We start from the raw sequence: 19,813 nt of genomic DNA, 5'->3' as shown, positions 1-19,813 counted from the left end.
CCGGAGGAATACGTCCGCATCGGCATTTCCAGAAAGTCTCCAAGCTCGGTCCAGTCAGCGATTTCCTCGTACTTGGCATCAATCTCTGCGCGGGTGTATCCGGCCGCGAGACCGCCAAGCATCACGTTTTCGCGACCGGAGAGGTTCTGGTTGAACCCAACGCCCAGTGCGAGCAAGGTGCTCACGCGACCACGCACGGTGATCTTGCCCGCTGTCGGCGGCAGAATCCCTGCGATCGCACGCACCAGGGTCGACTTGCCAGCCCCGTTGTTGCCCACGATGCCCAGCACTCGCTCGCGCGGCAGATCGAAGGACACGTTCCGAACCGCCTCGACTTCGCGGACGGCGCGGTGATTGCGGCCGAACCGAGTGATGGCCTTTTTCAACGTCGGTTTGCGTTCAAGAGTCGTTCGATACGTGATGTCCAGGTTCTGAATACTGATGGCTGGCGCCTCAGTCGTCGCGGGCTTGGACATGGACGCTTCGGAGCCACTGGACCCGGGCTGGGCGGCGGTCGCAGTCGTTGACGGGTCAGGTGCCGGAGACTCAGATACGGACGGCAAAGTCACGCTCCCTGGTAAGGAAGACATATGCCCCCACGAGGAATGACACGAGGGCCCAACTGGAAGCCATGATCCACGAGGTTGTGCTCGGCCATTTGCCGTAGACGATGGCGTCACTCCATGACCCGATGATCGCGTACATGGGGTTCAGGATCTCGATGGCCTTCAGGCTGGCAGGCACCTGGCTGGCGCTCCATAGAATTGGCGATCCATAGAGCCAGATCCGCAGCACGAACGGCAGAAAACTGGCGGTGTCGCGGAAGTAGACCTGGATCGTGGCGAGCAACATCGCGATGCCGGACACAAAGATCGTGAACAGCAGGAACAACGGAATCAGCGTGATCTGGGCCGGGTGGAATCGCACCCCGGACGTTGCGGCGATGACGATCAACACGGCGAAACTCGGAATGAATTCATTCACGGCCGTCTTGACGGTCGACAGCGGTAGCAGCACCCGCGGGAATGCGGTGTTGGTGATGATCTTTCCGGCTTTGACAACTGAGCGTGAGCCCTGCGTCGCACAGGACTGCAGGACCGAGAACAGGAAGAGACCACTGACTAGGTAGACAAAGTAGCCGGGCTTGGTGCCGCGGTCAGTCAGGATATTGACGAGGATGAAGTAGACCATCCCCATCAGGAGTGGATTCAGGATATTCCAGAGCTTCCCGAACAACGTGTCTCGTTGACCAGCGCGCACATTGGCCCGCGACATCTCGTTGAGAAACTCGCGCCTACGCCAAACCTCACGCACGTACGGTCCAAGTCGGGGCAATCCGGCCTTGTACGGCACATATGTGTGCAGCACGCCGGTGTAGTCGTCGTCAGACGGCGGGGCCTGGTCAACGGTTTGCGTCGCCATGCGACTCCCCTCGGTCAGCTCTGAGGTCGTTGGGCGAAGTCAAGAATCCGACTCCCCATGAACAGTGCATTGCAGCGAGCGCCAGGGGCACTCTCAGTCGGACCGAGGTCGGCTCGCCACGACTGACCACTGTACCTCCCAGCACCACGGCTGCCGAGTAGCCGAGCGGTGCCAGCCATCCCAGCCGTAAGAAGCGCAGGCTTGGCGAGGCCATGCCAAGCACACCGGCCGCGGATCCAGCGACGATGGCAGCAACGGCGGCGGGGGCGGCCAGGTATCGCAAGGACGCGGTTCCCTCGTGATGACGCATCAGCTCCCGGCGCCACTTGCCGTAGTGGAAATACTGGCGAGCCAGCGCTCGGACGTTCGCTCGTGGACGGTAGGCGACCCGCAGTTCGGGGGTAAACCAGACGGTCCCGCCGAGTTCGCGGATGCGGTGATTCATCTCCCAATCCTGGGCGCGGTCAAAAGCGTCGTCGTACCCACCCAGCGCCGTCAACGTGTCTCGCCGGAAAACGCCGAGGTAGACCGACTCGGCCGGCCCTTCGCCGCCTCCGACGTGAAACGACGCGGCGCCGACGCCCAGCTTGGACGTCATCGCCACCGCCGCCGCGCGCTCAAAGTCGGTGACTCCCGCAGCGGCCATCACGCCACCAACGTTGTCGGCACCCGTGCGCTCCAACGCCGCAACGGCGCGGTCGATGTAGTCGCTGGGCAACACGCTGTGCCCGTCTACCCGGACCACGACGGGATAGTGGACAGCCGCCAGCGCCGCGTTCAGGCCGGCTGGCGTGCGCCCACTGGGGTTGGTGACCAGCACAACCCGGGGGTCGAGGTCGGCAAGGCCTTGCGCGATCTGATCAGTGTCGTCAGTGGACGGTCCCAACGCGAGGACAATCTGGAGTTCGCCATCCCACGTCTGGTTCTGCACGGCGGCGATTGCTTCCGGCAGGTGACGTTGCTCGTTCAGCAACGTCATAATCACCGAAACTCCGCGCGGCTGCGGCGACGGAGGGAAGATCGCACGATCCTCGCGGTGGAGTTGATTAGTCATCGTTTCTCACGCTACCGGCCACCGGATCGGCGTGCCGCTCCACCGGACATGAAAAAGGCAACTTACGATCAGGGGAACCACTGCCCCTACCTGCAGCGTCGCACCGTCGCGGGGCTTCCATAGCCAAGATCACGATTGAGTTTGGGCGTCAGCCGCCCAGAACCTGCCACTGGCGCCCCAACCGGACGCAGAGGTCCACGCACGCAACAGGAGGAAGCCGAGAATGGCCACGGCCACGCATCGACGGTCCGGACGCAAACGCGGCCCGGCAAAGACGGTCGCGATCGTTGCCTCGGCCGTTGTGTTGGCGGCCAGCGGCATCGGCTACGCCGCGGCGAGCGAGGTTACCGGCCAGGTCAAGCACGTCACCGTGTTCGACGGCATGAGCGGGCGCGTTCCCAACGACGGCGGCCAGAACATCCTGCTGGTGGGCTCGGACGATCGCACCGGCCTTTCGAAGGCCGAACGCAAGAAGCTGCACGCTGGCCAGTCCGACTACGGGCGCCATACCGACTCAATGATGATCGTGCACATCGCCGACGACGGGTCGGTGGGCGTCGTCAGCATTCCGCGCGACTCCTACGTCGAGATCCCCGCCTACACGGACGCCGATGGCAACACCACCGCCGCGAGCAAGCAGAAGATCAACGCTGCCTACAGCATCGGCGGACCGCAACTCGCGGCCAAGACCGTTGAGCAGGCGACTGGCGTGCACATCGATCACTACGCGGAAATCAACTTCGCTGGCTTCGTTTCAATGGTCGATGGCCTCGGTGGGGTACCGGTTTGTACCAAGACAGCGATCAACGACGAGAAGTCCGGGCTCAACATCCCGGCCGGCAAATCAACTTTGGACGGCCCGCAGGCGCTTGCCTACGTGCGCGCCCGCTACTTCGACCCGAGCGCCGACCTCGGTCGCATGAAACGCCAGCAGACGTTCCTGGCATCGGTCTTCAAACAGGCCACCAGCCCCGCGGTCCTGCTGAACCCGGTTCGCTTGATGGCATTCTTCAACGCCGCTGCTGGCAGCGTGACCACGGACGAGGGATTCAACAAGTCCGCAATGTGGGGAATCGCGGCACGGATGGGCTCGGTGAGTCCGTCGTCAATTAGCTTCCAGACGGTGCCGATCGGCAGCGAGGTGAACGAGCCCGGAGTCGGCTCGGTCGTTACCTGGGACGATGCTGCGGCCAGTGCACTGTTCGACAAGCTCAAGACCGGCGACGCTCTCACCGGACCTGCCAAGGCCAAGTCCGAAACGGTCGACGTCGCACCGAGCATGATTTCGGTTCGAACCTACAACGGTTCCGACGTGTCCGGACTTGGCACCAAAGCAGGCACCGACCTTCGTGATGCCGGATTCAATGTCGTCGGGCAAGCAGCGAACGCCCAGACACGGACAGGCTCGGACACCGTCATCCAGTACGACCCTCGCTACGACGTGTCGCTCAAGACCCTGCAGGCTGCCTTGCCGAACGCCAAGACCCAGGCTGTCACCGGACTCGGTCGCACGTTCAAGGTGATCGTCGGCGACAGCTACAACGGTGTGACGGCCGTGACCGTTGCCGGTGCCAGCTCGGACAGTTCAGATAAGCCGAAGACGGCCGCTGACGACATCTGTGGCTAGGCCGGCCGGACCCCACCGAAGACCTCGTGCGGGCCGTACTGGCCGTATGCACCCGCTGCGCTCTCCGGTCGCTACCAGCTCCGGTTGCTACTAGCGCTTGGCGCGCAGCTTGGCGCCCTTGGCGGTTGCTTCTTCGTTGAGGCGGGCCTGAAATGCCGTCATTGCTTCGCGCAACTCCAGGTCCGCCGCGGCCAGAATCCGGACAGCGAGCAAGCCCGCGTTGCGCGCGTTGCCCACGGCGACGGCAGCAACCGGCACTCCGGCGGGCATCTGCACGATTGACAGCAGTGAGTCCATCCCGTCGAGATACCGCAACGGGACGGGAACACCGATCACCGGCAACGGCGTCACGCTGGCGAGCATGCCCGGCAAATGTGCTGCGCCGCCGGCCCCGGCGATGATGACCTGCAGCCCTCGCTCTGCTGCGGTGGCGCCGTATTCGAGCATCGCGGTAGGCATTCGGTGCGCGGAAACCACATCAGCCTCAAACGGGACCCCGAACTCCGCGAGCGCGATGGTGGCCGCCTCCATCGTCGGCCAGTCAGAATCAGATCCCATGACGACCCCGACGACAGGATTCAGGTGCTGCGATTCACTCATCGATCACTCCCGCTAGGTAGTCCGCCGCGTGGTGGGCGCGGATCAACAACTGCTCGAGATCGTCGCCACCCACGCACACATGCCCCAGTTTCCGCCCAGCTCGGGGTTCTTTGCCATACATGTGGACCTTCACACGTGGGTCTCTGGCAAGTACGTGCTTGTACGCGGCATACATGCTCCCGCGGCCGGTACCCAGGACGTTGACCATCACGGTGTATCGGTCACGAGCGGCAGGTGAGCCCAGCGGTAGATCCAGTACGGCCCGCAGGTGGTTTTCGAACTGCGAAGTAATCGCTCCGTCGATTGTCCAGTGGCCCGAGTTGTGTGGGCGCATGGCAAGTTCGTTGATGAGCAGGCGGTCACCGGTGTCGAAGAGCTCCACCGCCAGCATTCCGGTGACGCCGACGACGTGGGCGACCTCAAGAGCGATCCGTTGAGCCTCGATGGCCCGGTCGTGCGCGAGGTTCGGGGCCGGTGCGATCACTTCGGTGCACATACCGTCTGTCTGCACTGTCTGCACGACCGGGTACGCCACGGCTTGACCATGCGGAGACCGAGCAACCTGCGCAGCCAACTCGCGCACAAAGTCGACCTTCTCCTCCAACAGCCACGAAGCATTCGGTGCGAGTTGGGCGTCTCGCAAGACGTCGCGTGCCTGGGTCAAATCGTCGACGACCCACACCCCACGACCGTCATAGCCGCCACGGGAGGTCTTCATGACGATCGGCCATCCGACTTGATCACCGAAGCCAGCGAGCACGGCGATGGCTTGCTCGTCGCTCGCGCCGTGCGGGATGAAATCCCATTCCGGGCACGGCAGACCCGCTGCCGCCAACTCGCGGCGCATGGTGATCTTGTCCTGGGCGTGGATGAGGGCTTCTGGCGATGGCCGAACAGGTGTTCCGAGTTCGATCAGTTCCTGCAACAGCGCAGGTGGTACGTGCTCGTGGTCGAAAGTGATGACATCCACGCCAGCGGCAAACTCCCGCAGTGCCGTCGCGTCATCGTGGTCGCCGAGGAAGGGTTCCGATACGACTCTGGCGGCAGATTCGGCCGCATCGCGGGCCAGAACGCGAAGTTCAACGCCAAGGGCGATCGCCGCCTGCTGGGTCATGCGTGCAAGCTGGCCGCCGCCGATCATTCCTGCGGTGGGAAAGTCGTCAACTGGGGAGGGCATCTAGGTTGCCGCCCCAAACCCCTTGACCGCGATGGTGAACGCAGCGGTGAAGCTGTTGCCGGGGGTCACCCGTCGAATGGGAAAGTACCCGGCCAGCGGATCGGTCGGCGCTGTCATCGGCTCGATCGCCACCAGGTGTTGGTCGGCGGGGGCAAAGAGCACAGCATATGGATAGCCCGAGTCGTAGGTCACCGAGATGCGGTGCCTGCCGCCCTCGACCCACGCGGTCGTCCCCTGTGGCACGTCGCAATAGAGGTCGTCGTACGTACGGCCACCGACAGCCGGATCGCCAAGGGTGTCGATCTCCACTGCACCGTGCTCCACCTCGCCATTCGGAACGCTGCGGTCATCGAGCAGCGCGTGGTGCACGAACGGCCGGGCCACTGACCAATCCGATCGATCGCTGTTCGGTGGACAGAAGTACGGATGCCAACCGAATGCCACCGGCACATCCCGGTCACCGGTCGCCTCAACGGTCGTGGCGATGATGACTTTGCGGCCTCGTACCCGCACGCTCACACCCAGGCGATGGGGGAACGGGAAGGCGGGGAACGCAGGTCGTTTGGAATCGAAAGTCAGTTCGGCAACGAGCCATGCACCCTTGTCCTTGCCGGAATCCACCGCCTCGCAGTGAACGACTTTCCAATCAGGACAGGCCGCGAGCAGCCCATGAATCGGCAGGCCGTTGGCATCTTTGCGCACGCCGGCGATCCCGTCGGTGACCAACTCAACTCCGTCGAAGGTGGCGACTTCGAGCCGGTTAGCCCAGGGCGCGAGCAGGGGAATTCCGAACGTCTTGCCCGACTCGAGGTAGCCGGCCAGACCCTCGCGCATGCCGAGCAACTCGACGCCATCGAGGACCATCGAGACTCCGACCATGCCCGCACCGGGCACAAATACGACGGATAGCCCCTTCGAGGAGGACAGCGTGACCGCTTCCAGGTCTGGGTGGTCGGGCAGCGGCGCGCGTTCGACGGCGTAGGTGGTGGACATCTGCCTATCCTTGCGGCAAACCGAGGTCGCGGGAAATCAACATCCGTTGAACCTCCGAAGTCCCTTCACCGATTTCAAGAATCTTCGCGTCCCGATAGAAGCGACCGACCGGGAACTCGATGGTGAATCCGTAGCCACCGTGGACCTGGGTGGCAGCTCGCGAATTGTCCATCGCCGCGTTGGAAGAGTGGAGTTTGGCGATCGCGGCCTGCCGCTTGAATGGTTCGCCGCGTTGCATCCGCGATGCCGCATCGCGCCAGGCCAACCGGGACGTGTAAGCCCGCAGTTCCATATCCGCGATCATGAAAGAGACCGCTTGGTTTGCTCCGATCGGGCGACCGAATGCGTGGCGCTCGTTGGCGTATTTGACCGACTCGTCGACGCAGCCCTGCGCCAGCCCGGTCGCCAGTGCTGCGATCGCGATCCGTCCCTCGTCCAGAATCCGCAGGAACTGGGCGTATCCGCGACCACGCTCCCCGAGCAGATTGGCGGCCGGCACGCGCACATCGACAAAGGACAACTCGTGGGTGTCCGACGCGTTCCAACCGACCTTGTCGTACTCCTTGGACACGGTGAATCCAGGCGTTCCGGAAGGAACGATGATCGACGAGATCTCCTTCGAACCATCGGGGTTCACGCCCGTGACTGCTGTTACCGTCACGAGCCCCGTGATCGCCGTGCCCGAGTTGGTGATGAACGATTTGGAGCCGTTGATCACCCATTCGCCATCGATCAGTTCGGCCTTGGTTCGCGTTCCGCCAGCGTCGCTGCCGGCCTCTGCCTCTGTCAGGCCGAAGGCGCCGAGCAGCTGTCCGGAGGTGAGTCTGGGAAGCCACTGCCGCTTCTGTTCATCCGTTCCGAAACGGTAGATGGGCATGGCACCCAACGAAATGGCGGCCTCGAGCGTGATCGCCACCGACGAGTCAACGCGGGCGAGTTCCTCAAGCACGACGCAGAGCGCAACGTAATCGCCCCCCATGCCGCCGAATTCCTCGGGGAATGGCAGACCAAACAGCCCCAGCGAAGCCATGGACTCAACGATCGGGAGGGGGAATTCACCACGGGAGTAGTAGTCGCCGATCACCGGCGCAACCTCGTCGCGGGCAAACGCCTCGACGGTCTTTCGCAGGGCTTCGTGCTCCTCGGACAGCCGCAGATCCACGTTCGGTCCTCCTATGTGTTTGCTCTGACACGCCCAACCGGGTGAAGCACGGTGATCTGCCTCACGCGTCGTGCGCTTTTATCCTTGCACGCACGGGGTAGCCTCCTCATATGCCCCACATCCCTGCCGAGTCACAGGGCCCTGCCGTCGTCCAACCGCAGCCCCGCGGTCGCGTTGCGACCCTCGTCGAGTTGGGCCGCCTCAAGCTAGCCAGTCTCTGGCGTGAGGCCGCCAAGTTTGGCGCTATCGGACTGATCGCCCTAGTCATCGACGTCGGCTTGTTCAACTTGCTGATGTTCGCTGGCGGCGCGGGACCGATGGCTGGCAAGCCGTTGACAGCGAAAGTCATCTCCGTCATTGCGGCGACAACTTTCGCGTACTTCGGTAACCGGTTCTGGACCTTCCGCCACCGGGCGCGAACGTCCTACACCCGCGAATACGTGCTGTTCTTCGTGCTCAACTTCGTCGGGATGGGCATCGCGCTCGGCTGCCTGTGGTTCAGCCACTACGCGCTTGGTCTGACCAGCGCAATCGCGGACAACATCAGCGCGAACGTCATCGGCCTGGCACTTGGCACACTGTTCCGCTTCTGGTCCTACCGCAAATGGGTATTCCCGGAAGCCGAGATCACCAACAAGGAACTCATCCAGCTGTCTGAGGTGTAGGCGGCCCGAAGATCACCAAGTGTCCGTTCTTGCCCCTGAACACAACCGGTCTCGCTTTGAGTTGGTCCAGGGTCTGCGGCGACATTTGGTCCTTGCTCCTGCGAGTGATTATCACGTAGTCGGAGTTGTTGAAGTAATTCTGGATTCCGGCCTGGAAGTCCGGCGAGATGATTCGGTTGGTCATGCCCCTGCGCGCCTGTGGCGTGCTGTAGTACGAGCCGGTGAAGTCCACGACAATCGGGCAGTCGTTGTTCAAACTCGACGTCAGCTTGTTGACGATGGCGATTGTCGAAGGCCGGTCAGCCGCCACACACCGGCCACCCGCAACCGCGTCGAGCGCAGCCCGGGGCAACGCCCCGAACGCCTTGGGGGTGTTGGTGATGTAGACGGCAGAAGACGCGAAGCCGACAATCACGCCGGCGGCGACCACGCCTCGGATGACCCTTTGGAGTCGGACACCGGCGGCCACATCCCACAACACCTGCGCGAAAGCTCCCAGGACGAGCATGAGGGCTGGCGCTGCAAATGTTGGGTAGCCCGTGAAGAAGACCGGGACATACAGCAATACCCCGATCTGGACGGCCAGCATCACCACCCAGACCCTCGCGGGCTTGAACTTGACGAACGCCGCGATCGCTGCCAGCACGACGAAGGCGATCGCTGTGAGCACGATCGCGTCCTGGGTTCGGCCCTTGGATCCATCGGTGAACGCGTCCATGTTGAAGATCAACGAGAACCTCGTCATGATCGTCATTGGTCCTCGGTCACGACCCAACTGGTCCCTGACGATCATGTTGAACATGTTGGACGGTGCCGACAGGAAGAACGGCAGCATGATCACCAGCGCGGCAACACCGATGCCGAGCACGTACTTCAGCGCATCCGAGAATCGTCGAGCCGCCAGGACGGCGCCCAGCACCACCAGTACAGGTATGACGGCCCACAGTTTGGTCGAGATACCGATAGCGGCCAGGATTCCAGCCACCCACGGTCGCCAGCCGCCGACCTTGGTGTTGAACAGCAAGGCGAGCGAACCGACTGTGCCGAGAATGACAAACGGTTCCAAGAGCGTGGATCGCTCGGCGAAGACCACCGGGAACCAGACGGCGTAGAGCAGCGCCGCGGTGGTCGCGCCGAAGACCCCAACCGATTTGGCAACCCGGTAGATCAGCGCGGTGTTGAGAACGCCCAGGCAAATGACTGCCAGGCGCGCGAGGGCGAAGGCAGTCGAGTCGGAGGTGAATTCGGCCAGGAACCCGAAGGGCGCGAACGCGACCGTGCTGCCGGGTGGGTGAACAAGGACGAAGTCTCGGTATGGCATTAGGCCGTGACCAAGGGCCGTTGCGGCCGAGTAGTACACACCGTCGTCGTAGAGGAACGCAGCCCGGAATCCGCCCGCCGTATAGACCGACCAGACCCGAAAGAGCGCCGCGATCGCCAGCAGGTAGGGCAGCGGGGTCAGGAACCAACCGCGCAGCCGACTCAGTCGAGAACCGCCACCGGATTCGCCAGCCTGACCGGCAGTGTTCCCGGGCGTATCGCTGACGTCGGTGGGTGGGACGGACGCGTCAGTCGTGGTTTCCACGTAGGCGAGGGTAACTGCTCGAATCGGCCCCGCCGCGCCGCCATGCTGCCAACTGCGTGCGGGTCAGACCGGCGTCACGCCGTGTCGGCGACGGGAGAACGTCCGATCCTTGGTCGCCGCCGCTGCGATACGACCGATGAGTTGAGCGCGCAATTCCTCCGGTTCAACGATCGTGTCGATCACGAGTTCGCTGGCCAGCCGGACGATGTCGATGTCTTCTTCATACTCATCACGCTTCGCCTCGACGAAAGCGGACCGCTCAGTCTCGTCCTCAATCGCGGCAATCTTGTTCGCGTAGACCGCATTGATTGCGGCCTCGGCACCCATGACGGCGATCTTCGCCGTTGGTAGCGCGATCGTGGCGTCAGGGGCGAAGCCGGGACCTGCCATCGCGTACAGCCCAGCCCCGTAGGCCTTGCGAACCACTACGCAGAACTTAGGAACTGTCGCCTCACTAATCGCGGTGATCAGCTTTGCGCCGTGGCGGATTATGCCTTGCTTCTCCACGGCGGTCCCTACCATGAACCCGGGAACGTCGGAGAGGAAGATCAGCGGCACATTGAAGGCGTCACACAACTGCGTGAAGCGTGCTGCCTTGTCTGCTGAATCCACAAACAGCACGCCACCCTTGAACATCGGGTTGTTGGCGACCAGCCCGACGACTGCACCGTCCAAGCGGGCGAACCCGACGACGAGTTCCCTGGCCCAGTTCCGGTGAATCTCGAAAAAGCTACCCTCATCGACCAGCCCGCGAATGTAGCGCCGCATGTCAAACGCCTGCCGCTCACTTTCCGGAACGAGCGCTCGCAGATCAATGTCCTCGGGCTCGACGGCGTCGATCCGTGGGGGCTGCTTCTGCCAATTGTCGGGCAGGAACGACAGGTAGCGCGCGACGTTCTCCAACGCCTCCTGTTCGGTCTTGACCAGCAGGTGCCCGACGCCACTGTCAGAGGTGTGGACCTTCGCGCCACCCATGTCCTCCAAAGTGGTCTTCTCGCCGGTGACCATCTCGACCATCCGGTCGGAGCCCAGGTACATCGACGCGTTGCCCTCGACCATGATGACGATGTCGCAGAACGCCGGAATGTACGCGCCACCGGCGGCGCTCGGGCCAAACAACGCACACACCTGCGGGATCGAACCCGAGGCCCGAACTTGATTCCAGAAGATCCGGCCCGCACCGCGCCGACCTGGGAACAGATCCACCTGATCGGTGATACGCGCCCCGGCGGAGTCGACCAGCCAGACCATCGGAAGTGCCAACTCGTAAGCGCGTTCGATGATGCGCACGATCTTCTCGACAGTTCGCGCTCCCCACGACCCCGCCTTCACGGTCGAATCGTTGGCCATCAGGCAAACATGTCGGCCGTCGATCGTCGCGGTACCGGTCACCACTCCGTCGGCAGGCAGGTCACCGGCCATGACATTGGCGAACATTCCGTCCTCAATGAACGAGCCAGCATCCACGAGTAGGTCGATTCGCTGCCGAGCAAACAGCTTTCCTTTGGCGGCATTCGCCTCGTGGTAGCGCGCCGCTCCGCCGGATTCGACAGTCGCGCGCAGTTGGGGGACGGGCGGATGGGCTGGCACTTGTCAATCACCTCAGGGGTAAGCGGTGGCTAGGTCAGAGTCGGTGGTGTTGCCGATCAAGGCACGCCTCGGCGAGCCTACGACGCGCTACTCCCCGCGGGTCAACGACCATGCGCGCATCAGGCCGAAGCCTCGAGCCCGTCGCGGTCGCACCGCTTGGAAGTCGAACGTCGAGCCGCTACTTTCCAACTGCGCCATCGTGTCGGCATCAATGTAGGTCGAGGCTGGCTTGGCCATCGTGGTCAAGCGACTGGCACGGTTGACGGTGATTCCGAAAACATCGCCCATCCGTTGAACCACCGGCCCGGTCGCCAACCCGACGCGGATCTTCGGGAAGTCTTTGCGCTCCCGCAGATGCTCGTGCAGCCGAATGGCAGTCTCGGCTATGACATCTACGTCGGCATCGACAAAGAGGATCTCGTCGCCGAGGCTCTTGACTACCCGACCGCCAGTTGCGGCCACCGTCTCCGTGCTGGTCGCTTCAAAGTCCTCTACCAACGCGGTGAAATCATCGTCGGGCAGTTGCCGCGCGAGTCGAGTGAAGCCAACTATGTCGGCGAACCCGACCGTCAATTCATCGTTGAGGTCATCTCCACTGTCTGCCACGGCGGTTGCTCGTGCCGCGCTGGCCGCCATCTGGCGCCGCCAGGAATAGACGAGCAGTCGTTCCAGCACCGGCTTGAGTTGTCGGGACTCCTTCATGATGTCATCGAGCTCATCGCGCGGCAGGATTCCGACGGTCTCGACCATCCCGCGGTTTTGCATCGACCGACCAATCACTTCGGTTTGCCACTCAGCCAGCCGGGCAGTGCTCTGACCGATGCCGCGCGCGATGTCGATTGCTTCCTCGAAGTTGAGGATGCCCTTCTTGATCAACCTCATGATCGCCTTGAGCGCGTCGATGTCGGCTTGGGTGAATACCCGCTCATCCCCAACGTCGGCAAAACCAAGGGCGCGCCACATCCGTCGGGTGACGTCGAGATCGACACCAGCCGCATCGGCGACTTGTTGGCTCGTAAACTCCAGCGGACTGGTCATGATCTGCGCCAGAAAGTCCTCCGGCATGGGTCGCGGTCGTGGCTGATCGGTCACGAGGCGACCTGCAGGCTGGTACCGCCATCGCCAGTACCCGGATATGGCGTGCTGTTCCACGGTTGGGTCGAAGCGGCGACGGCCTGCTGGTACTGACGCCATGCTTGGTCGCGCAATACGAGCAGGTCCGCTACGACGCCTTTGACATCAGCAACCCCCGGAATAAGGGCTGGTTCGTGGGAGAAGTTTGTTCGAATCGCGACGTCACCAACGCCGAATAGGCGCTGCAGCGGGCCAGCGGTGTAACTGACATCCAGAACCGAGACCATCGGAATCTGCCAACCCTGACGACGTCGGCGATAGCGAATTTCAATTCGGTCGCTGGCCACGATCGCCCGCATCGCCGCCCACACGCGGAAACGCCGAATCACGAAGGTCCAAACGAAGAGCGCGGCCAGGGCTGCTGCCGACCAGAGCGCGATCGTTCGCTCCGGCTCACCCCACGTGCCGAGTCGAGCGATGAGGTACCCGGCCGCGACGGCGGCGATGAGCAAGCGAACGAATGTGCCCACCAGTCCGACCTCGTGTTTGCGCAGGTCCATGAGCTGTTCGGAGCTACCTGAGCCAGAACTCCCCGCGTACGCGCCCGGATACGCGGAGGTGGACATGGGCCTATCGTGACACGCTTTGACTGCTCGCGTCACCGCGAGGCGCGAGATGGATCGAGCCGCGCTACAGCCCGTTCTGACCATCGATGGTGTGCGTCAGCGGACGTGGACCACGTCGCCAGCCGCTATGACCTGCTGGCCCTTACCGGTTACATCGGCCACCAAGCAACCCTGGTCATCAGTGCGCAACGCCTGGCCGCGAATCGGTTCCCGGCCCGGCAGTAGCACCTCGATCTGCCTGCCGAGGGTCAGGCAGATTGCTTCGTAGCGATCCATCAGTCCACTGCGCCGGGCATCACCGTGCGCCGAAACCCACCGATCCCACAACGTGCGCGTTCGTATGATCAGATCCACCAACAACTGCGCCCGTTCCACCGGACCAGCGCCCTCCAGCGCAAGTGAGGTCGCTGCCGGAACCGGCAACCGGCCTTGGCTCGAGTTGAGGTTGATGCCCACACCCACCACGACGGCGCCTCCACTGCGCTCAGCCAGGATGCCGCCGAGCTTGCGTGGACCTGCTGATCCGTCGCTTGCCGGACCGTCAACAACCACGTCATTCGGCCACTTCAGACCCACCGGTACTGCGGGCGTTGCCAGCGATTCGGCAACCGCGATGCCGGCCAGCAGCGGGATCCAACCGAGCCGATCTACTGGCACCGTGGCCGGCGGTCGTAGGACTACTGAAAAGAGCAACGCGTCACCGGCAGCGCTTTCCCAGCTGCGGTCGAGCCTGCCGCGACCCTTGCGTTGTTCTTCGGCGACCACGACCGTCCACGCCGGCGCCCCTTTTGCGGCAAGGCCCATCGCATCGGAATTGGTCGAATCGGTGCTGTGCAGGAGGATCGGGACCGGTGCGTTCACGCCCGACAGGACCCATGCCCGCACCAGTGCGTCCTGGGACAGCAGGGACGGCGCATTTGGCTCAGCGGACACGTTGCTACCGTACCTAGGCTGGCAACAAGGCGTTTTGAGCTATCTCCCGAGGGGTCATATGAGCGCGCAGGAACTGTCCACCGAAGCATCCCAAGCACCTCAACCGGACCCTCACACGACTGCCGGCAAGCTCGCCGAGCTTGAGCGCCGTCGCGAGGCAGCGTCGAAGGGTGGCTCGGAAAAGGCCATCGAGAAGCAGCACGCGCGCGGAAAGATGACCGCCCGCGAGCGGGTTGACATGCTCATGGATGAGGGCTCGTTCGTGGAGCTCGACGCATTGGCACGGCACCGGAGCACCAGCTTCGGGATGGAGAAGGAACGCCCTTTCGGTGACGGCGTCGTCACCGGCTACGGAACGATCGATGGTCGACCCGTATGTGTGTTCGCTCAGGACTTCACCATCTTTGGTGGCAGCCTCGGCCAGGTATTCGGCGAGAAGATCGTCAAGGTCATGGACCTGGCGATGAAAACCGGAGTGCCGGTCATCGGCATCAACGATTCCGGCGGCGCCCGCATCCAGGAGGGTGTTGTTTCGCTGGCCCTCTACGGCGACATCTTTCTGCGTAACGTGCACGCCTCCGGCGTTATCCCGCAAATCTCGTTGATCATGGGGCCTTGCGCTGGCGGCGCCGTCTACTCTCCGGCGATTACCGACTTCATCGTCATGGTCGACAAGACCTCGCACATGTTCATCACTGGCCCTGACGTGATCAAGACCGTGACTGGCGAAGACGTCGGGTTCGAGGAACTTGGGGGGGCCCACACCCACAACAGCAAGTCCGGTGTCGCGCACTACATGGGAACCGACGAGGAAGACGCCCTCGACTACGTCAAGTCGCTGCTGTCATTCCTCCCAAGCAACAACACCGAAATGCCCCCAGCCGAACCGATTGAGGCCGATCTCGAATTCTCTGACGAGGACTACGAGCTCGACACGTTCATCCCCGACTCGCAGAACCAGCCCTATGACATGCACAAGATCCTCGAGCATGTCCTCGACGACGAGGACTTCTTGGAAGTCCAACCGCTGTGGGCACCGAACCTGCTTACTGGCTTCGGGCGCGTTGAGGGTCACCCCGTCGGCATCGTCGCCAACCAGCCGATGCAGTACGCCGGCACGCTGGACATTGATGCGTCCGAGAAGGCCTCCCGATTCGTTCGCACCTGCGATGCGTTCAACGTGCCTGTGTTGACCTTCGTTGACGTTCCCGGCTTTCTGCCGGGCACGGACCAGGAATGGAACGGGATCATTCGCCGTGGCGCCAAGCTGATCTACGCGTACTGCGAGGCGACCGTTCCCAAGGTCACGGTCATCACGCGCAAGGCCTACGGTGGCGCTTACGACGTGATGGGTTCCAAGCACCTCGGTGGCGACATCTCGCTGGCGTGGCCGACGGCACAGATCGCGGTCATGGGGGCCCAAGGCGCCGTCAACATCCTCTACCGCAAGGAACTTGCTGAGTCCGAAGATCCGGTGGAGGAGCGTGAGCGGCTCCTTGAGGAGTACGACGACACGCTGGCTAATCCGTATCTGGCCGCTGAACGCGGCTATGTCGACCGGGTGATCATGCCGCACGAGACGCGGTCGCAGATCGTGCTGGCGTTGCGCGCGCTGCGCACGAAGCGCGAGACACTGCCGCCGAAGAAGCACGGAAACATCCCGCTATGACCGCCCGCGGCACCGAATCGAACTCGGCGGCCGAGCCACAACCCACGCCGCTGTTGCGAATTGTCGGTGGTAAACCCAGTCCCGAGGATGTGGCTGCTGTCGTGGCGGTAGTGACCGCTGCCGCCGCCTCGGCAACCACTGGAGCAGAATCGGAACCTGCCGTTGCGGCGTGGTCACAACCGTCGGCGATGCATCGGCGACCAATGCCAGTGCCGTCATCGACTTCGTGGGTCAACACCGGTCGGCGGTACTAAGCGGTCGGGTCCGTCCTTCGCCACAACTGCGGCCACGGGATTCCGAACCCTGCTATCACCCGTCGTAGCCACGGAATTGACAACCCAATGACGTTGCTGGGATCTCCGACGATCCGATCCACGAATGCTGATCCGATCCCGTCCAAGGTAAAGGCACCTGCCACCGCGAGCGGTTCGCCTGTGTCGACGTAGGAGTCGATCTCCGAATCGGTGAGTTCGCCAAACCACACCTGCGTGGTTACAACCTCGGAGCTCTCGGTGTCCGTTGCCAGATCGATGACGCAATGGCCCGTATGCAGTAGACCCATCGTGGACCGCATGGCCCGCCACCTGCCAACGGCTTCACTTGCCGATTCCGGCTTGCCGAATGCCTGCCCCTGCCACTCAAGGATGGAATCGCAACCAATGACGATCGCCGTGCCCAAGTCGGGGTCGCTGGTCACGCTCCGCGCCACATCCGCGGCCTTGGCCCGCGCGAGTTGCAACGCCAGGGCCGGCGGGCGGGGTGCGTCGGCCTCGGTCGAACCTGACACCAAGTCCGCCACCAACGCTTCCTCATTGATACCGCTCACCCGGACCACCGGCTCAATCCCCGCAGCACGTAGAAGACCCCTGCGCGCAGGCGACGCCGACCCGAGCACTACTTGCCGATGCCCCACCGGATGGTCACTCACGGGCTGTGGTCGGCCAGGCTGACCACGCAGATGCCACCATGTCGCGCAACCCGTACTGAGCCGTCCAACCCAACTCGCGGTTTATCCGGCCAACAGCGGCAATCAGGGCGGCCGGGTCTCCCTCGCGCCGAGCGGTGGCCTCCGGATTCGCGTCGAAGCCCACGACCTCGCTGACCATGTCGATCACCTCACGCACTGAACTACCGCTTCCGGTTCCGACGTTGTAAGCGGTGCCCACGCCGCCCAGCGGTTGGTCGTCGCACAGATTCACCGCGCTGACGTGAGCCGCGGCCAGATCAACGACATGGATGTAGTCGCGGACACACGTACCGTCCGGTGTTGGGTAATCGGTGCCGAAGATCTTCGGGCGATCACCCGCAGCGACAGCTCGCAAGGCCAGCGGGACCAGATTGGCGACGCTGGTATCGCCGAGGTCGTCGCCGCCAGCCCCGGCCACGTTGAAGTAGCGCAACAGCACAAACGACAACGGGACTGTCGAATCGTGCCGGGACACTGCCGAGGCTCGCGTCGCCCATTCGCCGACGACTTTCGTTTCGCCGTAGGGCGAGGTGGGGATCAGTGGCGCTTCCTCCGCAACGTCCGGGCTGATGGGCTCGCCATAGACCGCTGCCGAGGACGAATACACAAATCGGCCCACGCCTGCTTCCTCCATCGCCTCAAGTAGCGCGATGACTCCGTCGACGTTCTCCCGGTAGTAGTACAGCGGCCGCTCCACTGACTCGCCAACCGCCTTTCTGGCGGCGAAGTGAATGACCCCAGCAACGTCGAAGTCGCGCATCGCTGCCGCCATCGCCGTGCGATCGCGAACGTTGGCCTGCACCAATGGAGTGCCGTCGGGAACCCGACTGGCCAGGCCGGTGGAAAGGTCATCCACCACCACGACGTCGATGTTCACGGCTTGCAATTGACGCAGCACGTGCGCCCCGATGTACCCAGCGCCGCCGGTGAGCATCCAGCGCGTCACGGTGTGATCTCCATGCGGTAACCGTAGCCACTTCCAGTCGGACAGTCTGTGCTGGAACGGCTACGCGATCGGCCCACGGACTGGATTCGAGCGGATGTTCGCTCTTTGGCGCTCCTGTGATTCAACTACTCTTAGTAGTCATTCGCCGAACCCTCCAAGTTTCGGGGTGCTGACTACTGTTCGCAACCTCAGTTGATGTGGCTTTCACCCAGACGGGTTGTTTTGGCTCAAGATGAGGGTTTTTCCGGCTCGGCGTCTCCACCGATGTCAACTGCTGCCGATGCACTAGATATGAACACGACATCACGGCATCAGGCACCGCCGGTGTTTCGACTACTGAGTGTAATTACTGGTGCCGTCCTCGTCGCCGGGTTGTCCGTTGGTGCAGCCGGTGGTTCTGCCGAGGCATCCTCGCCAACCGCCTTCGCGACAGCGGCGACAACTGCTGCCCCCGCGATCGCTTCTCAGTTTGTGACGAAGAAGCAGGCACTCAGCAGGAAGGCCGCCAAACGCAAGGCCGCAAAACGCAGGGCGGCCAAGCGCAGGGCGGCAGCTCGCTCTTACGCGGCCGGTGTCCCCGGCACTCCAACCGTCACCGCTCGCACCGACCGGAGCATCTCGTTGAAGTGGGGCGCGGCCGGCCGTGCGACGGGCTACGACATCTATCAAGGCGGCAACTACAAGGGATCAAGCGCGACAAATCGCTACACCGCCACGGGATTGTCACCGGCGACTTCCTACTACTTCCAGATCGTCTCGACCTGGAAGGGCGGCTACTCCGCCAAGTCCGGTGGCGTTACGGCGAAGACCAGCGCCGCAGCGGCTCCGGTACCGACTCCCACGCCGGTGATCACAAGCCCGGCTCCGGTTCCGACGACCCCCACACCGACGCCCGATCCGACGACCCCCACACCGACGCCCGACCCGACGACCCCCACCCCGACGCCCGACCCGACGACGCCCACCCCGGATCCAACGACACCAACCCCGACTCCGACGCCCAGCGGCTCGCTGCCCACTGGAAATCTTCCCGGGTGGACGTCCATCTACGGGGAAGATTTTCTGACCGATGCGCCGTTGGGATCGTTCCTGTCGACGTACTCAAATAGCGTCGGCGCCTACCCGTACCCCTGGACGGACACCTCGCGCAATGTTCGGTCCACGCCCGGTTACTACCACCCGGAGAAGACTCTCTCGGTCGCGAACGGCGTGATGGATGCCTACCTGCACTACGACGCGACGCTCGGCCGTTATCTGGTGGCCGCGCCAACGCCGAAGCTCCCGACGATGAAGTTCGGACGTTTCGCCATGAAGCTCCGCGCAGACAAGATCGCCGGATACAAGATCGCACCGCTGCTGTGGCCCGATAGCGAGAAGTGGCCAGGCGATGGTGAGATCGACTTCCCCGAGGGCGATCTCACGGGCGGGAATCTCTCAGCGTTCTCCCACTACGCCAACGCCAGTGGTGGCCAAGACTGGTTTGACACGCAGGTCAAGCACACCGACTGGCACGTGTACGAGACAGCCTGGTCGCCGACCAAGGTCCAGTTCTTCGTGGACGGGAATCTCGTGGGTACGTCTACCACCAACGTCCCCCAGAATGCGATGCACTGGGTCCTGCAGTTCGAGACGCAGATCAGCTCTTCGACACCGAGCATTTCTGCCGCAGGCCACGTACAGGTGGATTGGGTCAAGGCCTACTCGTACACGCCTGGTTCTTGAA

19 protein-coding genes are annotated in these 19,813 nt (G+C 63.1%); 5 read left to right on the top strand and 14 right to left on the bottom strand.

Annotated elements, in window-relative coordinates:
* From KAZ48_03010 to KAZ48_03000, 3 genes are all read right to left on the bottom strand, one after another.
* A partial coding sequence (locus KAZ48_03010) for an ABC transporter ATP-binding protein (GenBank protein MBP7971744.1) occupies positions 1-476 on the bottom strand: 476 nt, incomplete at its 3' end.
* Positions 477-546: 70 nt separating this feature from the next.
* Positions 547-1,422 (bottom strand): ABC transporter permease, encoded by an 876-nt coding sequence (locus KAZ48_03005; protein ID MBP7971743.1) that lies wholly within the window; start codon positions 1,420-1,422, stop codon positions 547-549.
* Entirely contained in the window at positions 1,403-2,476 is a 1,074-nt protein-coding gene (locus tag KAZ48_03000) for a glycosyltransferase family 2 protein (protein ID MBP7971742.1), read from the bottom strand. The genes KAZ48_03005 and KAZ48_03000 overlap by 20 nt, the downstream gene beginning before the upstream one ends.
* A 223-nt stretch (positions 2,477-2,699) precedes the next feature.
* Between KAZ48_03000 and KAZ48_02995 the strand changes: the two genes are divergently transcribed.
* Positions 2,700-4,103 carry an LCP family protein gene (locus KAZ48_02995; protein MBP7971741.1) on the top strand — a complete coding sequence of 468 codons (1,404 nt, stop codon included), beginning with the start codon at positions 2,700-2,702 and terminating at the stop codon, positions 4,101-4,103.
* 90 nt (positions 4,104-4,193) lie between these two features.
* Here KAZ48_02995 and purE read toward each other — a convergent pair whose 3' ends face one another.
* The 4 genes from purE to KAZ48_02975 are packed head-to-tail and all read right to left on the bottom strand — an operon-like array spanning position 4,194 to position 8,050.
* Positions 4,194-4,703, bottom strand: a complete 510-nt coding sequence (purE, locus tag KAZ48_02990; GenBank protein MBP7971740.1) for a 5-(carboxyamino)imidazole ribonucleotide mutase — start codon at positions 4,701-4,703, stop codon at positions 4,194-4,196.
* Positions 4,696-5,880, bottom strand: a complete 1,185-nt coding sequence (locus KAZ48_02985; protein ID MBP7971739.1) for a 5-(carboxyamino)imidazole ribonucleotide synthase — start codon at positions 5,878-5,880, stop codon at positions 4,696-4,698. Before KAZ48_02985 ends, purE begins: the two co-directional genes overlap by 8 nt.
* Positions 5,881-6,873 carry an aldose 1-epimerase gene (locus KAZ48_02980; protein MBP7971738.1) on the bottom strand — a complete coding sequence of 331 codons (993 nt, stop codon included), beginning with the start codon at positions 6,871-6,873 and terminating at the stop codon, positions 5,881-5,883.
* 4 nt (positions 6,874-6,877) lie between these two features.
* Positions 6,878-8,050: an acyl-CoA dehydrogenase family protein gene (locus KAZ48_02975; protein MBP7971737.1), complete on the bottom strand. Its 1,173-nt coding sequence runs from the start codon at positions 8,048-8,050 to the stop codon at positions 6,878-6,880.
* Positions 8,051-8,145: 95 nt separating this feature from the next.
* Between KAZ48_02975 and KAZ48_02970 the strand changes: the two genes are divergently transcribed.
* On the top strand, positions 8,146-8,700 hold the full coding sequence (locus tag KAZ48_02970) for a GtrA family protein (protein ID MBP7971736.1): 555 nt from the start codon (positions 8,146-8,148) through the stop codon (positions 8,698-8,700).
* On the opposite strand, the gene KAZ48_02965 is transcribed toward KAZ48_02970, so the two are convergent.
* From KAZ48_02965 to KAZ48_02945, 5 genes are all read right to left on the bottom strand, one after another.
* Positions 8,678-10,285: a DUF2029 domain-containing protein gene (locus KAZ48_02965; protein ID MBP7971735.1), complete on the bottom strand. Its 1,608-nt coding sequence runs from the start codon at positions 10,283-10,285 to the stop codon at positions 8,678-8,680. The genes KAZ48_02970 and KAZ48_02965 overlap by 23 nt on opposite strands.
* Positions 10,286-10,348: 63 nt before the next feature.
* The gene (locus tag KAZ48_02960; GenBank protein ID MBP7971734.1) at positions 10,349-11,875 is read right to left on the bottom strand and encodes an acyl-CoA carboxylase subunit beta; all 1,527 of its coding nucleotides are present in this window, start codon (positions 11,873-11,875) and stop codon (positions 10,349-10,351) included.
* A gap of 87 nt (positions 11,876-11,962) precedes the next feature.
* Complete coding sequence (locus KAZ48_02955) at positions 11,963-12,967, bottom strand: adenylate/guanylate cyclase domain-containing protein (GenBank protein ID MBP7971733.1); 1,005 nt, start codon at positions 12,965-12,967, stop codon at positions 11,963-11,965.
* Positions 12,964-13,575 carry a PH domain-containing protein gene (locus KAZ48_02950; GenBank protein MBP7971732.1) on the bottom strand — a complete coding sequence of 204 codons (612 nt, stop codon included), beginning with the start codon at positions 13,573-13,575 and terminating at the stop codon, positions 12,964-12,966. The genes KAZ48_02955 and KAZ48_02950 overlap by 4 nt, the downstream gene beginning before the upstream one ends.
* Positions 13,576-13,671: 96 nt before the next feature.
* Positions 13,672-14,508: a biotin--[acetyl-CoA-carboxylase] ligase gene (locus tag KAZ48_02945; protein ID MBP7971731.1), complete on the bottom strand. Its 837-nt coding sequence runs from the start codon at positions 14,506-14,508 to the stop codon at positions 13,672-13,674.
* A gap of 58 nt (positions 14,509-14,566) precedes the next feature.
* Between KAZ48_02945 and KAZ48_02940 the strand changes: the two genes are divergently transcribed.
* Positions 14,567-16,177: an acyl-CoA carboxylase subunit beta gene (locus tag KAZ48_02940; protein MBP7971730.1), complete on the top strand. Its 1,611-nt coding sequence runs from the start codon at positions 14,567-14,569 to the stop codon at positions 16,175-16,177.
* Positions 16,174-16,431 (top strand): hypothetical protein, encoded by a 258-nt coding sequence (locus KAZ48_02935; GenBank protein MBP7971729.1) that lies wholly within the window; start codon positions 16,174-16,176, stop codon positions 16,429-16,431. The genes KAZ48_02940 and KAZ48_02935 overlap by 4 nt, the downstream gene beginning before the upstream one ends.
* Here KAZ48_02935 and maf read toward each other — a convergent pair.
* Entirely contained in the window at positions 16,428-17,090 is a 663-nt protein-coding gene (gene maf, locus KAZ48_02930) for a septum formation inhibitor Maf (GenBank protein ID MBP7971728.1), read from the bottom strand. The two genes, KAZ48_02935 and maf, sit on opposite strands and share 4 nt — an antisense overlap.
* Before the next feature lie 7 nt (positions 17,091-17,097).
* Positions 17,098-18,078, bottom strand: a complete 981-nt coding sequence (gene galE / locus KAZ48_02925) for a UDP-glucose 4-epimerase GalE (protein ID MBP7971727.1) — start codon at positions 18,076-18,078, stop codon at positions 17,098-17,100.
* 303 nt (positions 18,079-18,381) lie between these two features.
* Here galE and KAZ48_02920 point away from each other — a divergent pair, with 303 nt between their 5' ends.
* A complete protein-coding gene (locus KAZ48_02920) occupies positions 18,382-19,812 on the top strand; it encodes a family 16 glycosylhydrolase (protein ID MBP7971726.1) in 1,431 nt (476 codons plus the stop codon).
* The last annotated feature ends 1 nt before the right edge of the window (position 19,813 follow it).

This window comes from Candidatus Nanopelagicales bacterium (genome assembly GCA_018003655.1).
Taxonomy (GTDB): domain Bacteria; phylum Actinomycetota; class Actinomycetes; order S36-B12; family UBA10799; genus JAGNDY01.
The sequence above is the reverse complement of the archived record's forward strand: the minus strand, read 5'-3'. Positions and strand labels throughout refer to the sequence as shown.